Genomic DNA, 13,841 nt, shown 5'->3' with positions numbered 1-13,841 from the left:
CCGCCGGAACGCTGACGTATGTCGCGCTGCGAAGCTTGAGTAACCGCGTTTGTGCTACTACCGTTTGAGGTACACACACTGATACACGACAACGCGTATGGCTAATACGCGCTACCGAGGTGTTGTATGGGCATCAAGCTGGTCGCGCTGGCGGCGCTGTTTTGGGGAGTTTCCGGTGGTATTGCCGGGATACTTACCGGCAATGGCTGGGATCCACTGGTGGTGTCGTTTTATCGCGGTGCCATCGGACTGGTGTTTATCCTCGGCTGGCTTTGTCTTCGCCCCCGTTATTCCGGTTTACGTAAATCTCGGCTATGGTTCTGGGGAGTGCTGGCCGGGTTGGGCATCGCCGGCAACTTCGCCTTTTATTTTTACAGTATCGTCGAAAGCAGTGTCGCCGTTGCCTCAACCTTGATGTACTGCGCACCTATTTTTGTCTACCTGCTCTCATTTCTGTTAGGCATTGAACGCCCTACAACGGTTAAATACGGTGCGATTCTGCTGGTGCTGTTAGGTGTCGTGCTATTGACCCGCGTTTACGATGTCGGCGGCAGCGGTGTCACGCTCTGGGGAACCGCTGCCGGCTTATTATCGGGGCTGTCATTGGCACTGTTTATCTTTGGTTTTAAATACGCCGTACCCCATGGCAGCGCGCCCGCTATACTTACTATCGCTTTTGTTACCCTGGTAACGGTACTGGCCATTGCCAGCGATACTTTGCAATTGGGCGAGGTATTAACCTCCAGTGACGGGTGGCTGTTTGCGTTACTGGGCACCTTCGGTGGCGGGGTTGCCTTTGTGGTCTACCTGACCGGGCTAAAACGCACGCCGCCGGCGCTGGCCTCGATCATCGCCACCATTGAACCGGTCAGCGCCGCTCTATTTGGCGTTGTGCTGTTGGGCGAGAGTTTACGCCCGATTCAAATTGCCGGGATGAGCTTGATCCTGTTCACCGTCACAGCGCTTGGGGTCTACGCCAGTCGCAGTCGACATTAGTCGATGCGACATTGCGAACAACGTGACTGTCCGGTTAACAACCGGGAAATGCGATTGCGGTGCCTGGCGAAGCCCAGATAGACTTTATCCGCAAGCCAGCGAATTCCCGGCCAGCGCAACGGTGCTATCAGCCAACCTTTGCCAACCTCACGCCAGGCTGCGTGTGTCACATCCAGCCCATAAATCATGCGGCCATCGGCAAATTGCCCATGTAAGTAGGCATTGGCATCGTCAACGTTAACGTGCGGAAAGCGCTCAGCAAAGTCCGCTTCATTGATGTTTTCAAACTGAATGTGATTGCGCTCGTCGAGCTTTTTTAAATGGCGCATTTCTTTCACACACAGTGGACAGCCGCCATCGTAAAATATAATCAGTTGTGTCATTGGTTGGTCTGTTACTCCGCAAGTTACTGACAAATGTTGTTCACTTTCTAGTACGTAAGTTTTTGCTATAGTTATCACCAGAATGATAAAAAAGGCGAACCTTTATGCGCAAGCAACACATCGCTGCCCTGTTGTTGATGATACCAACGGCATTGGCAGCACAGGACATCGCAGAACCATACCGGCACCAACAATATCAGGGCGAGCTAGTGCTCAACGCTTCCGCCTCGTTGCCGCTGCAACTGAATTTGGGCGAGGATAAAGCCACTCTCGACAGCCCGGCGCAAGGCGCCTTTGGTATTCCCATTGATGAGGTCAATATCAACGCCGAGCAGTTGTCATTCAGCTCCGCCACCATTCAGGCTTCCTATAACGGTAAACGCGACGAGAATGCGTGTTACGCCGGCGAATTTACCCAGGGTGCGACATACCAGTTAACCTTATGCCCCGCGCAGCAACAAGCCGTAAAAACGCCACAGCAAGCGTTAGCGGAATTGCCGGTAGCGGTTGCCATTGTCTCCTACACGGATGGTCAATGGCAGGTTGACAAAGACGCGTTTAATATCGAAGCCGGTAAGCAATTTGAGATTGGTTCCGTCAGCAAAACACTGGTTGCCTGGCTACTGGCGGATGCCCTCAGCAAGGGCCTGATAACCGAAGATACCCGCCTGAAGGCTTATTGGCCAGAGGCCAATGAACAGGTTGCTGATATTCGTCTTGTCGACCTTGCCACGCATCATTCCGGCTTACCGCGATTACCGGAAAACCTGACCCTGACCAATATCAACGACCCTTACGTTGACTTTGGCATGGCCGACCTCAAACAAGCGGTTGCGGATGCATCGGTGTCGCTACCGGCGAACTATCAATATTCCAATTTTGGCTACGGTCTGTTGGCCGAAACACTGGCTAAGGTTTACGACACCACCTTTGCTGACCTGATGCAGGATAAGCTGTTTACCGAACTCGGTCTGTCTCAAAGTTACCTGGCGCTTGAGCCAGTGGATAACCCGCAATTAATAGCGGGCACCCGCATCGACGGTAAACCGGTGCCTCATTGGCATTTTGACGCGATGGCCGGTGCTGGTGCGGTGGTGTCCACTCTGGACGACATGGTGCGCTACGTGCAGGCGGTAATGCGGCCGGCGGAGCAACATCGCGAACTGGTACAACAGTTGCTCAAGCCGCGCGAAACGCTCGGCGAAAATAGCCAGCAAGCGCTTGGTTGGCTGATTGACCAGCAGGACGGCCAGCAGCTGATCTGGCACAACGGCCAGACCGCCGGTTTTGCCAGCTTTGTCGGCTTCAATGATAAGGGCACGCGAGCCGTCGTGATCCTAAACAGTCGTGCGCGCAGCGTCACGGAAATGGGTAAATCGCTGCTAACGTCGGATTTATCGCTGTAATACTGATACAATAGGGGTCGTTTCCTTCCTTATATACGCGATCTAACATGTCCGAACAGACCCCTGAATCAATTGGCTTTAACCAGCTAAGCTTAGCGCCGGCGTTGTTGTCCCAACTGGACGACATTGGCTACCACTCCATGACCCCTGTGCAGGCGCTAAGTTTACCGGTCACTCTGGCGAACACCGATGCGGTGGTACAAGCCAGTACCGGCTCAGGCAAAACCACCGCATTTGCCCTTACGTTACTGAACAAACTGGATGTCAAAAATTTTTCGCCGCAGGCTCTGGTACTCTGCCCTACTCGCGAACTGGCGCATCAGGTCGGTGATGAGATTCGTCGTCTCGCCAAGGGCATGGCCAACGTTAAATTGCTCAGTTTGTGCGGCGGCGAGCCGGCGCGGGTGCAGATCAACTCGCTGGCCTCCGGTGCCCATATTCTGGTCGGCACGCCCGGTCGTGTACTCGATCACCTTCAACAACAGCACCTGGAACTGAACGCGCTAACGACGCTGGTGCTGGACGAAGCTGACCGGATGTTGGAAATGGGCTTTCAGGACAGTCTCAACGCCATTGTTGAACAACTTCCAAGGGCACGGCAGACGCTGTTATTCAGTGCCACCTATCCGGACAATATCGCCGCCCTGGCACGCCGGGTCACCCACCGCTCCGTCACCATTAATGCGTTACAGCAACAGACCCGGCCGGACATTGAACAACGCTTTTATTCGCTCACCACTGAAGCAGATGCCGATGTTGCCGTGATGGCGTTGCTGAGCCACCATCGGCCGCAAAACTGTCTGGTTTTTTGTAATACCAAAAAGCAGGTAAATGCCATTTACGACGAGCTGAAAGCGTGTAAATTCAGTGTCCTGGCGCTGCATGGAGAGCTGGAGCAAAAGGATCGCGTTCAAGCCATTGTGCAGTTTAGCAACGCTAGCGCAAGGGTGCTGGTGGCAACCGATGTCGCCGCCCGCGGACTGGATATTGCTGAACTGGATTTGGTCATCAACGTTGCTATGGCCCATGACACCGATACCCATACGCACCGTATCGGCCGCACCGGCCGCGCCGGTCACAAAGGTCTGGCGATAACTTTGGTCACTGCGCAAGATGATTACAAGTTAAGGTTGCTGGAAGACCATTTAACGGCACCGATTACACTGATGCCGCTGCCTGAGCTGAGCATGGGTAAGCCGTTGCGCGCGAACATGGCAACACTGCAGATAAGTGGCGGCAAGAAAGACAAATTGCGCCCGGGTGATATTGTCGGCGCCCTGACTAAGGACAATGTATTACAAGCAACCGATATTGGTCGCATAAAGGTCGCCAGTACCTTTGCCTTTGTCGCCGTTAACACAGCCCTTGCATCACAGGCGCTTGAGCTTATCGCTAATAATAAGATCAAAGGCCGACGTTTTCGCGCAAAACGGCTGTGAGCAGAAGCGCTCTCAGCGGTTTTTGCACAACGCCACCAGCCAGTCGCCGAGTGCCCGTAAGCCTGGGTGTTTACCACTGGCTGAAGCGTACACAAAGTAAAAACTATCGTCGGTCCGAATACCATGAAACGGCAACTCGAAAAGGCTTTCTGCGCGCTCCTGTCGGGTTGTCATAAACTCATTGAGCAGCGCAATACCCTGTCCGTACTTAGCCGCTTCAGCCGCGAGCAGCAAATGACTAAAGTGATGAACTTTTGCGGTGCGCGGTAACCTCACTCCCGCTTTTTCAAACCAGCGCTCCCAGTCAGTTCCGGGCTGACCACTGGCAAAGGCGGAAATCGCTGACAGCAGCGGGAAACGCGTCAGCTCGGCGACCTCTGTCAGGCGACTGGCCTCGTTCCAAAGCGCCTTGGAACAATAAGGCTTTAGCGTTTCATCGTATAAATGGTAACGGACAAAACCAGAACCCGGCGGCATTGTTGTGATAAAACAATCCGCCCACCGACTGTCAAAATGACCATCCTGAGTAAGCATTTGCAGCGTCAGCTCGACATTCGGGTAACGTTCACGAAAATCGTCAAGGGCTGGAATCAGCCATTTTACCGCCAGCGAACCATGCACCGCCAGACGCAACTGGCGTGAGTCGTCCTGCTTAAGATTGCGGGTCGCGTGTTCGATGCTGTTCATCGCGTTAGCGACGTCGTTAAAATAACTTTCCCCCACCGCCGAGAGCAATATTTGCCGCCCTCGCCGGACAAACAACTCGGCCCCTAACTGTTGCTCCAACAAGCGTACCTGATGGCTTACTGCACTCTGCGAAACATGGAGCCGCGCTGCCGCTTTCGAAAAACTCTCGCAACGCGCAACTTCCACAAAATAATGAATGGCTCTGAGGGGTAAACTCATCTATCTAAGTACCTCATGCATTAATGATTATATATCATTTTAGTTAATAACTAGGCTGACCTAAAATACCGGTCCATGCAAGAGCTAGTGAGTGCAGTCAAGGAGGTAAGGCTATGGATCGTTCATTGGTGTGGGCTATTTTGCTGTTAGTGCTGGGCAATAACGTGGTGATTCTATCGGACTCGTTGATCAAATTATTGGACGGTTTTGAAGCCCCCTTTCAATTTGTGCTGTACCGCCAGTTAAGTGCCACATTGATGCTGTTACCGGTCATGCTGTTTTTCAAGCGCCCTTTGTTGCCCAAAAAGTTACGTTGGCACGCAACGCGCGCGCATATTTTTCTGCTGGGCACGGTTTTTATGGTGATTTCCCTGACCACGTTGCCGCTTGCGACGGCTAACGCCATTTTCTACGCGGCGCCGGTCATTACCGTGGTGTTGGCGCGGTGGCTGTTCAAGGAAAAGGTGACGGTGCTATCGCTGGCGACCGCCGCGCTTGGCATGGTGGGTGTTCTGGTCATCATTAATCCCACCTCGGCAAATATTTTTGCATTAGCGGCATTGATCGCGGCAACCACGTTAGCGTTGAACAACCTGCTGATTAAAAAGCTGCCGACCGAACACGGCATTATCGATACCTTATACCTAACCAATTTGTTGGGTGTCCCGACCGCTACTGTGTTAGCGATCGTTGAGGGCGCTGCGTTTGATCGGAATACCTTTATGATTGCGATAGGCTCAAGTCTGTTCGCCATGATCTATGCAGGGACTTGCGTTTACGCCTATCGGGCAGCAGAGAGCAATAAGGTAACCAGTGCTGAATACACCGGCTTGATAGGAGCAGTGCTGCTCGGTATGTTGTTCTTCGCCGAACAGCCTGACGCCCGTTTTTACATCGGCAGCCTGCTGATTGTGGTACCGCTGACTTTGCTGACGCTTAAGTCGCGAGCCTAACGTGCGCCGAAGGCGCACGCTAACAGCCGGATTGTAGCGTGCGCCTTCGGCGCACGCAGTGTCAGATGATCCAGCTACCGCCGACGCAGGCTACGTTCGGCAACGCGAGGTAGTCTTTATAGTTGGCTTCGTTGATGCCACCGGTGGGGCAGAAAGTGATGTCTGCGAGCGGTGCGCTGATGGCCTTTAGCAATTTAACACCGCCAACGGCTTCGGCCGGGAACAACTTGAATTCTGTGTAGCCATACTGCATACCGTTCATAGCCTCGGACACCGTCGCCACGCCCGGGATCAATGGGATGTCTGCAGCAGCGCCTGCTTTTAGCAAGGCATCAGTAGCCCCTGGGCTAATCGCAAATTGCGCGCCGGCGGCAATCACCGATTGCAGTTGCTCGTCGTTAAGCACCGTGCCGGCCCCCACCAGCGCGTGAGGCAATTCGCGACGCATTTCTTCGATGGCATGAATTGCCGCCGACGTCCGCAACGTTACCTCGAGCACTTCAAAGCCCTGTTTGTAAAGCTTGCGGCCAAGCTCTACCGCACTCTCCACGTTGTCCACGGTCATCACTGGAATGATGGTTGCGCGCGCAAAAATATCTTTAGCCGTTAATGTCATCTGTTTTACTTTCCTATGATTTTTGACGTTGCTGTAAGCGTTGTTTTAAATACTGCGCAACACCGCGCATACCGGCATGCTCTGCGGTAATCACATAACATGGGATGGACTCGGCGAGGTTACAGAACCGCCCTTTTTGTTCAAATCGCGCACGAAACTCAGACGCCGCCATCAATGGCAACAACTTAGGCACCACACCACCAGCGATGTAAACGCCACCGCGGGTATTCAGCGTCAGTGCAAGATTGCCGGCAAAGCTGCCTAAACTGGCAAAAAATTGCTCGACCGCCTCGACAGCAATCGCGTCACAGGCACTGAGTGCACGAGCGCCAATGGTTTTTGCCCGCAACGGCGGAACCGCGCGGTCGTGATACGCCGCAATGGCCTGGTACAGATTCTCCAGCCCTGGCCCGGACAACACCCGTTCCGCCGATACCCGACCGTCAAAACGACGCGACAGAAACTCGTATATTGCCCATTCTTTATCGTTAATCGGTGCCCAGTCGGCATGCCCACCCTCGCCCGGTAATGGCATTACATCGCCACCGGGGAGTGTGATCAAATGCCCGACACCCAGCCCGGTACCAGCACCCAAAACCGCTTTCGGCGCATCGTCCTGCTTAGCACCGCCACCAATTTTTTTCTGCTCGCTTTTATCCAGCGTCACCAGGCTCATGGCGGCGGCCGCAAAATCATTTAACACAATAAAGCTTTTCAGCCCCAGTGCGCGTTTGGTGCCCTCAACCGAAAATTGCCAGTGATGATTGGTCATCTGAATCGCATCGCCTTCAGCCGGACAGGCGATGGCAATGGCTACATGCTCCAACGCCACTTGTTGCTGCTCGCGGTAGGCGATCATCGCATCGGTCAGGTTCAGGTATTCCGCACAAGGGAATACCTGAATCCGGTCCATCTCAAAGGTACTTAAACAAATGCGTCCAAAGCGGGCGTTGGTACCACCGATATCCGCTACTACCGCAAAGCCCTCGCTTGGAGGCGTATGTTCACTGCTCACCATATTCTGAATCTTCCTTAAATAAGACACTGGCGCCCTGTTCTGCACCGCTGAAACTGGCGCGTAGGTTACCAAAAAGTTCGCGTCCCATGCCAAAATGGCTGTCGCTTAAATCAATACTTTCTGGTTCACGTTGTGCCAATTCCTGCTCATCGACTAATAACGACAGTTCGCCGGTAAGGAAGTCCACCTTCACCCTATCACCGTCGCGTACTTTCGCGATAAGCCCACCGTCGACCGCTTCCGGGGTAACGTGAATGGCAGCAGGCACTTTACCCGATGCACCGGACATACGTCCATCCGTAACCAGCGCCACTTTATAGCCACGCTGTTGCAGGACGCTCAGTGGCGGCGTCAGTTTATGCAGTTCAGGCATGCCGATGGCTTTAGGTCCCTGATACTTCACCACGACCACACAGTCCTTATCGAGTTTGCCCGCTTTAAACGCCGCATCGAGATCATGCTGGTCGGTAAACACCACCGCCGGTGCCGTTACCGGCTCAATGTCTTCCGGCAAGGATGAGGTTTTGATCACCGCGCGGCCTAAATTGCCGTCCAGCACTTTGAGGCCGCCGTGATCACTGAACGGTCGGCTACAAGGCCGAAGCACGTCGTCATCGAGCGACTCCTGACCCACTTCTACCCAGGTTAATTTCCCGTCATCGTCCAAGGTCGGTCGTTTGGTGTACATATCAAGACCACGACCTACAACCGTTTCAACGTCGTTGTGTAACAACCCGGCATCGCGCAGTTCGCGAGTAAGAAATGCCATACCACCCGCACGCTGGAAATAGTTGATGTCAGCCTGCCCGTTCGGATAAATACGCGTCAACATCGGTGTTACCGAGGACAATTCCTCGAAGTCACTCCAGTTAATCAAATAGCCGGCAGCTCGGGCGATGGCAATGATGTGCATGGTGTGATTGGTTGAGCCGCCGGTTGCCAGCAAGCCGACGATGCCATTGACCAGACTTTTTGCGGTCACGATTTCGCTGATTGGGCGATAATCACTGCCCAGATCCGTAATACGTGTTACATGTTGTGCGGCGGCGCGAGTCAGTTGCTCGCGCAGTTCACTGCCCGGATTGACAAAGGATGAGCCCGGCAGGTGCAGCCCCATTAATTCGACCACTAACTGGTTAGAGTTCGCCGTGCCATAGAAGGTGCAGGTACCGGCACTGTGATATGACGCCGCTTCTGCGTCCAACAACTGATCTTTACCCACTTTGCCTTCGGCGTAAAGTTCGCGAATGCGCGCTTTTTCTTTGTTAGGAATACCGGACGGCATCGGCCCTGCCGGAACGAAAATAAACGGCAGATGACCAAAACTCAATGCCGAAATCAACAAGCCCGGTACGATTTTGTCACAGATCCCCAGCATCAGGCCGCCGTCGAACATGTTATGTGACAAACTCACGGCACTGGCCATGGCAATGACATCACGGCTGAGCAGGCTTAAATCCATGCCGGGTTGGCCCTGAGTCACACCGTCACACATTGCCGGCACGCCGCCGGCCACTTGCGCAACGCTGCCAACCTCTCGAATCGCTTGCTTAATTTTATCCGGGTAATCGTGGTACGGCTGGTGCGCCGATAACATGTCGTTATACGCAGTAACAATGCCGATATTGGCTTTGATCAGACTGCGCAGTTCCTGTTTTTCCTCTTTGCCACACGCGGCAAAGCCGTGGGCCAGGTTACCGCAAGACAAGGCTCCGCGGTGCGGCCCTTTTTTGCGCGCGGCAGCCATGCGCGCCAGATAGTCACGGCGCGTCGCGGCACTGCGCTGTTCGATTCGTTGCGTTACGGCTTCAACCGTTGGGTTCATCATAACCTCCTAAGCAGCGCTGTAATAAACTTCCGTAGGGACAGCCTGTTGCTGTACAAATTCCCCTAACGGCAACGCCGGCTGTTGGTTTGCTTCAATTTGTTTAAACACCTGCAGTTTTTTCTCACCGCAGAAGTGTACATAAATATGCTGACTGTTGAGCAGTCGCGATTTGGTCAGGCTGACACGGGCATAGGGCGCACGGGTTGGGTGCGTTGCGATAACGGCTTCATCCGTGTGCAGCCCCTGTTCCAGTTCAGCGCAGTCCGGAAACAACGAGGCCGTATGTCCATCATCGCCCATGCCCAAAATGACTACGTCAAACCGTGGCAGCTCTGCCAACTGTTTTGACAGCACCGGCGCAGCATTTTCAGCTTGCTCATGGCCGGTGAATAAAGTGATGTAATTGGCCTTGGCGGCTTTATTCTTTAACAATACGGTTTTGATCAGTTTGTCGTTACTGTCGTTCGAGTCAGGCAATACCCAGCGTTCGTCAGCCAGCAAAACCGTGACATGCTTCCAGTCAATGTCAGTATGCGACAGACGCTGAAATAATGGTTTGGGTGTATTACCGCCGGAAACCACTAAATACGCATGACCCCGCTCGGCAATGGCGTCGCTCAACTGGTGGCTCACCTGCTTACAGAGGGTTTCAGACAGTTGCTCGTTGCTCTCAAAAGTTTTCACAGACATATCCTCGTTATTCATCCCATTCTCTGCCGTCTTGTGCTAATAAAGATACCGCTGCCACTGGCCCCCAGCTACCAGCCGGATACGGCTTCGGCGTTGCTTCCGTGGTTTCCCAGGCGGCGATGATGCTATCGACCCAATCCCATGCGTGTTCGACTTCCTGGCGATGCACAAACAGGTACTGGTTGCCGTGCATAACTTCTAGCAGCAGTCGTTCATAAGCGTCGGCAATACGTTTCTTTTTAAAGGTCTCGTCAAAACTTAAGTCGAGCGTGGTCGCCTTAAGTTGCATGCGTTTACCCAAACCCGGGATCTTATTCAGCATTTGCACCTCAACGCCTTCGTCGGGCTGCAAGCGAATGATCAATTTGTTCGGGGGAAGATCCGGCAGGGTCTCGTGGAAAATATTGTGCGGCTGTTTTTTGAAGGTGATTACGACTTCACTTCGCTTTTCCGGCATTCGCTTTCCGGTGCGCAAATAAAATGGTACCCCCGCCCAACGCCAGTTATCGATATGAGCCTTTAACGCGACAAAGGTTTCGGTACTGCTGTTTTCGCGCGCGTTCGGCTCGTCTAAATAACCCGGTACCTTTTTGTCACCGGCAAAGCCGCTGGTGTACTGACCACGCACCGTTAACTGTTGACTGTTGCTGTGGTTAATCGGTCGCAGCGATTTCAGCACCTTTAACTTCTCGTCACGAATGCTCTCGGCATCCAGTCGCGACGGCGGCTCCATCGCAATTAATGACAACACCTGCAATAAGTGATTTTGCACCATGTCCCGTAGCTGACCGGCGTCGTCGTAGTAACTCCAGCGCCCTTCAACACCGACTTGCTCTGCCGCCGTGATCTGCACGTGATCTACCGCATTGTGATCCCAGTTATTGGAAAACAGTGAGTTGGCAAAGCGCAGTGCAAGTAGGTTGAGTACCGTTTCCTTACCCAGATAATGATCAATACGATAGATTTGTGACTCGTTAAAGTGCGCACCCACGTGCTCGTTGATTTCCTTTGACGAGGCAAGGTTATGACCAATGGGTTTTTCCAGGATGATACGTGCGGGTTCGGCGTTCAGGCCGACCTCACTCAGCCCGGCACAAATTGCGGAATACAGTGCCGGCGGTGTCGCCAGGTAGTAAATCCGCTGGCGTTTTTGCTCAGTTGCGGCCTGCGTATTCAGTACAGTAGCCAGATTCTGATAACTTTCGGTATCGGTAAAATCCAGCGCGACAAAATGAAAGCGTTTACAAAAGCGCGCCAAACTATCGGTTTCAATGGCATCGGCAGCAACAAACTGCCGTACGATATCCTCAACCTTCTGATTAACTTCTGAGGCTTCGAACGATTCGCGGGCTACGCCAACAATACGACTGTCAGCCGCGATCAGTCCCGCTTTCTCCAGTTGATAGAGTGCAGGTATCAGTTTGCGTCGGGCGAGGTCGCCTAACGCACCAAAAAGCACCATGTCACAACACTTTGGGCAGTCTTTTGTCATTGGTTTATCCACTCGGGCTATGGCTTTTTTGTAATTTTACTACATTTCTATTCACACTTTAGCAACTTTTGCGTTAGGATGGCAAACATTAATGTAATTAAATTACAAATCGTATTTCAGGAATTGTGTCCATGAACATAGTGCAAACGGTGCGTGAACGCCTACCGGATTTAAGCAAAAATGAATACAAAGTCGCTCAGGTGGTACTGAATGATCCCGAGGCCATCATTCATACCTCGACAGCGACTCTGGCACAGACCGCCGCCGTCAGTGAGCCGACCATCAATCGGTTCTGCCGCCGCATTGGCTGCAAAGGTTTCCCTGACTTTAAGTTGCAGTTGGCTCAGCAACTCGCTAAAGGCACCTCTTACGTCAACTCACAGATCAATGACGACGATTCGGTGGCCGACGTCACCGATAAAATTTTTGCGGCCACACAATCAGCATTGGCCACAGCCCGCGAAAAAATAGACCGCGACGCAGTAGAGGCCACCATAAATTGCCTGGTCGAGGCGCGCAAAATCTCCTTTTTCGGTTATGGCGCATCGGCATCGGTCGCCCATGATGCCCAGAACAAATTTGCCCGCTTCACAACACCGGCCATTTATTCCGATGACCATTTGGTACAAAAGGTCGCCGCGATTAACAGCCTGCCCGGTGATGTGGTGCTTTGCTTTAGTCATACCGGACGCACCAAGATGTTGTGCGAGATTGCGCAACTTGCGCATGAAAATGGCGCGACAGTGATCGGCATCACCGCTAAAGACAGTCCGCTGGCTAAATTCTGTCATATCGTCGTCAGCACTGAGGTTCCGGAAGACACTGATCACTACATGCCAATGGCATCCCGTATCGCCCAAATGGTGCTCATCGATGCCATCGTTGCCGGTTTCGCCCTGGCTCACGGCGACGATATGAAACAACGTTTAGCTCGAGTTAAGGCTGGCTTGAAAGATTCGCGCTACCCAGCCAACCCATCAAATAACAAATAAGTAAGGACATCCCATGACAATTAAAGTTGCGATTAATGGTTTTGGCCGTATTGGTAAAAATATTGCCCGTGCCATTTTTGAAGGTGGTTTACAGGATCAGTTCGAATTGGTTGCCATTAACGACCTGGGTGATCCGAAAACCCTCGCTCACCTGCTGAAGTTCGACACCGTACACGGTCAATTTGCTGCTGACATCAGTGCGACCGACGACAGCCTATCGATTAATCAACATCAAGTGCGCGTTTTCTCGGAGCGTGATCCGGCACAATTACCATGGCAACAGCTGGACATTGATGTGGTTATGGAATGTACCGGGTTGTTTACCAACCGCGCCGGTGCCGAAAAACACCTCACAGCGGGTGCCAAAAAGGTATTGATTTCAGCTCCGGCAAAAGACGTCGACGGATTGTTTGTTTACGGTGTGAACCATCAGGATATGACCGCTGATATGCGCATTATCTCGAACGCCTCTTGCACCACCAACTGTCTGGCACCAATCGCAAAACCCCTGAACCAAGCTCTCGGCATCGACAATGCGCTGATGACCACTGTGCACGCCTACACCAATGATCAGTGTTTGCTGGACGCCTACCACAGCGATCTGCAACGCGCCCGCGCCGCAGCACAGTCTATGATTCCGTCGAAAACCGGCGCAGCCGCTGCCATTGGCCTGGTGATCCCGGAACTTGCCGGTAAATTTGACGGGCTGGCCGTACGCGTACCAACACCGAATGTGTCACTGGTTGATTTAAGTTTTATCGCCGGTCGCGACACCAGTGTCGACGAAGTGAATGACATCATCCGTCAGGCAGCCGCACAAAGTCCATTATCTGAGGTGCTAAGCATCAATGAATTACCACTGGTTTCCAGTGACTTTAACCACTCACCCTATTCCAGTGTTTTTGATGTTAAACAGACCCGTGTTAATGGTCGCTTGGTAAAAGTCATGGCCTGGTACGATAACGAATGGGGCTTTAGCCAACGCATGCTGGACAATGCGAGGTACTTGATCGGCATCAGTCGTAAATAATTTGATGCAATCTTTTTGCAATAATTTGGCTGCATTGATTGACGATGTTATTTTCTTGTTCTATTTTGTGAAAGCGCTTACATTAAATGTTT

Annotated in this window: 13 protein-coding genes; 6 read left to right on the top strand and 7 right to left on the bottom strand. The window is 52.7% G+C overall.

The genetic code is table 11. The features are described 5' to 3' along the window. Positions 1-126 precede the first annotated feature (126 nt). Positions 127-996 (top strand): DMT family transporter, encoded by an 870-nt coding sequence (locus CWE23_RS08585; protein ID WP_126820017.1) that lies wholly within the window; start codon positions 127-129, stop codon positions 994-996. Here CWE23_RS08585 and CWE23_RS08580 read toward each other — a convergent pair. Further along, the gene (locus CWE23_RS08580; protein WP_126820016.1) at positions 993-1,379 is read right to left on the bottom strand and encodes a thiol-disulfide oxidoreductase DCC family protein; all 387 of its coding nucleotides are present in this window, start codon (positions 1,377-1,379) and stop codon (positions 993-995) included. The genes CWE23_RS08585 and CWE23_RS08580 overlap by 4 nt on opposite strands. 104 nt (positions 1,380-1,483) lie before the next feature. Here CWE23_RS08580 and CWE23_RS08575 point away from each other — a divergent pair, with 104 nt between their 5' ends. Together CWE23_RS08575 and dbpA are read left to right on the top strand one after the other, a co-directional pair. Continuing rightward, on the top strand, positions 1,484-2,785 hold the full coding sequence (locus tag CWE23_RS08575; protein ID WP_126820015.1) for a serine hydrolase domain-containing protein: 1,302 nt from the start codon (positions 1,484-1,486) through the stop codon (positions 2,783-2,785). A gap of 47 nt (positions 2,786-2,832) precedes the next feature. Continuing rightward, entirely contained in the window at positions 2,833-4,224 is a 1,392-nt protein-coding gene (dbpA, locus tag CWE23_RS08570) for an ATP-dependent RNA helicase DbpA (RefSeq protein WP_126820014.1), read from the top strand. 12 nt (positions 4,225-4,236) lie between these two features. Here the strand turns inward: dbpA and CWE23_RS08565 are convergent, their stop codons facing one another. Then, positions 4,237-5,130, bottom strand: coding sequence for a LysR substrate-binding domain-containing protein (locus CWE23_RS08565; RefSeq protein WP_126820013.1), 894 nt, complete (start codon positions 5,128-5,130; stop codon positions 4,237-4,239). Between the two features lie 113 nt (positions 5,131-5,243). Between CWE23_RS08565 and CWE23_RS08560 the strand changes: the two genes are divergently transcribed. Continuing rightward, the gene (locus tag CWE23_RS08560) at positions 5,244-6,083 is read left to right on the top strand and encodes a DMT family transporter (protein WP_126820012.1); all 840 of its coding nucleotides are present in this window, start codon (positions 5,244-5,246) and stop codon (positions 6,081-6,083) included. 61 nt (positions 6,084-6,144) lie between these two features. Here the strand turns inward: CWE23_RS08560 and eda are convergent, their stop codons facing one another. Genes eda through zwf form a run of 5 tightly spaced genes read right to left on the bottom strand, consistent with a single transcriptional unit; the run spans position 6,145 to position 11,727 of the window. Beyond that, positions 6,145-6,699: a bifunctional 4-hydroxy-2-oxoglutarate aldolase/2-dehydro-3-deoxy-phosphogluconate aldolase gene (gene eda, locus CWE23_RS08555; protein WP_126820011.1), complete on the bottom strand. Its 555-nt coding sequence runs from the start codon at positions 6,697-6,699 to the stop codon at positions 6,145-6,147. 13 nt (positions 6,700-6,712) lie between these two features. After that, the gene (gene glk / locus CWE23_RS08550; RefSeq protein WP_105306544.1) at positions 6,713-7,717 is read right to left on the bottom strand and encodes a glucokinase; all 1,005 of its coding nucleotides are present in this window, start codon (positions 7,715-7,717) and stop codon (positions 6,713-6,715) included. Further along, on the bottom strand, positions 7,704-9,542 hold the full coding sequence (gene edd / locus CWE23_RS08545; protein ID WP_105306545.1) for a phosphogluconate dehydratase: 1,839 nt from the start codon (positions 9,540-9,542) through the stop codon (positions 7,704-7,706). Before edd ends, glk begins: the two co-directional genes overlap by 14 nt. 9 nt (positions 9,543-9,551) lie before the next feature. Beyond that, on the bottom strand, positions 9,552-10,229 hold the full coding sequence (pgl, locus tag CWE23_RS08540; protein ID WP_157982920.1) for a 6-phosphogluconolactonase: 678 nt from the start codon (positions 10,227-10,229) through the stop codon (positions 9,552-9,554). A 13-nt stretch (positions 10,230-10,242) separates the two neighbouring features. After that, entirely contained in the window at positions 10,243-11,727 is a 1,485-nt protein-coding gene (gene zwf / locus CWE23_RS08535; protein WP_126820009.1) for a glucose-6-phosphate dehydrogenase, read from the bottom strand. 131 nt (positions 11,728-11,858) lie between these two features. Between zwf and hexR the strand changes: the two genes are divergently transcribed. After that, the gene (hexR, locus tag CWE23_RS08530) at positions 11,859-12,719 is read left to right on the top strand and encodes a transcriptional regulator HexR (protein WP_105306548.1); all 861 of its coding nucleotides are present in this window, start codon (positions 11,859-11,861) and stop codon (positions 12,717-12,719) included. A gap of 13 nt (positions 12,720-12,732) precedes the next feature. Then, positions 12,733-13,749, top strand: coding sequence for a type I glyceraldehyde-3-phosphate dehydrogenase (gene gap, locus CWE23_RS08525; protein ID WP_126820008.1), 1,017 nt, complete (start codon positions 12,733-12,735; stop codon positions 13,747-13,749). The last annotated feature ends 92 nt before the right edge of the window (positions 13,750-13,841 follow it).

Origin of the sequence: Idiomarina aquatica, from assembly GCF_003987185.1 — a bacterium.
Classification (GTDB): Bacteria; Pseudomonadota; Gammaproteobacteria; order Enterobacterales; family Alteromonadaceae; genus Idiomarina; species Idiomarina aquatica.
Note: the sequence above shows the minus strand (reverse complement) of the source record. Positions and strands in the feature narration are given on the sequence as shown.

Bases quoted from the DNA above. Each gene is read 5' to 3' on its own strand.
- hexR (WP_105306548.1), top strand. From the start codon at position 11,859: ATGAACATAGTGCAAACGGTGCGTGAACGCCTACCGGATTTAAGCAAA.
- gap (WP_126820008.1), top strand. From the start codon at position 12,733: ATGACAATTAAAGTTGCGATTAATGGTTTTGGCCGTATTGGTAAAAAT.
- dbpA (WP_126820014.1), top strand. From the start codon at position 2,833: ATGTCCGAACAGACCCCTGAATCAATTGGCTTTAACCAGCTAAGCTTA.
- eda (WP_126820011.1), bottom strand. From the start codon at position 6,699: ATGACATTAACGGCTAAAGATATTTTTGCGCGCGCAACCATCATTCCA.
- CWE23_RS08560 (WP_126820012.1), top strand. From the start codon at position 5,244: ATGGATCGTTCATTGGTGTGGGCTATTTTGCTGTTAGTGCTGGGCAAT.
- CWE23_RS08580 (WP_126820016.1), bottom strand. From the start codon at position 1,379: ATGACACAACTGATTATATTTTACGATGGCGGCTGTCCACTGTGTGTG.
- zwf (WP_126820009.1), bottom strand. From the start codon at position 11,727: ATGACAAAAGACTGCCCAAAGTGTTGTGACATGGTGCTTTTTGGTGCG.
- CWE23_RS08575 (WP_126820015.1), top strand. From the start codon at position 1,484: ATGCGCAAGCAACACATCGCTGCCCTGTTGTTGATGATACCAACGGCA.
- CWE23_RS08565 (WP_126820013.1), bottom strand. From the start codon at position 5,130: ATGAGTTTACCCCTCAGAGCCATTCATTATTTTGTGGAAGTTGCGCGT.
- edd (WP_105306545.1), bottom strand. From the start codon at position 9,542: ATGAACCCAACGGTTGAAGCCGTAACGCAACGAATCGAACAGCGCAGT.
- CWE23_RS08585 (WP_126820017.1), top strand. From the start codon at position 127: ATGGGCATCAAGCTGGTCGCGCTGGCGGCGCTGTTTTGGGGAGTTTCC.
- glk (WP_105306544.1), bottom strand. From the start codon at position 7,717: ATGGTGAGCAGTGAACATACGCCTCCAAGCGAGGGCTTTGCGGTAGTA.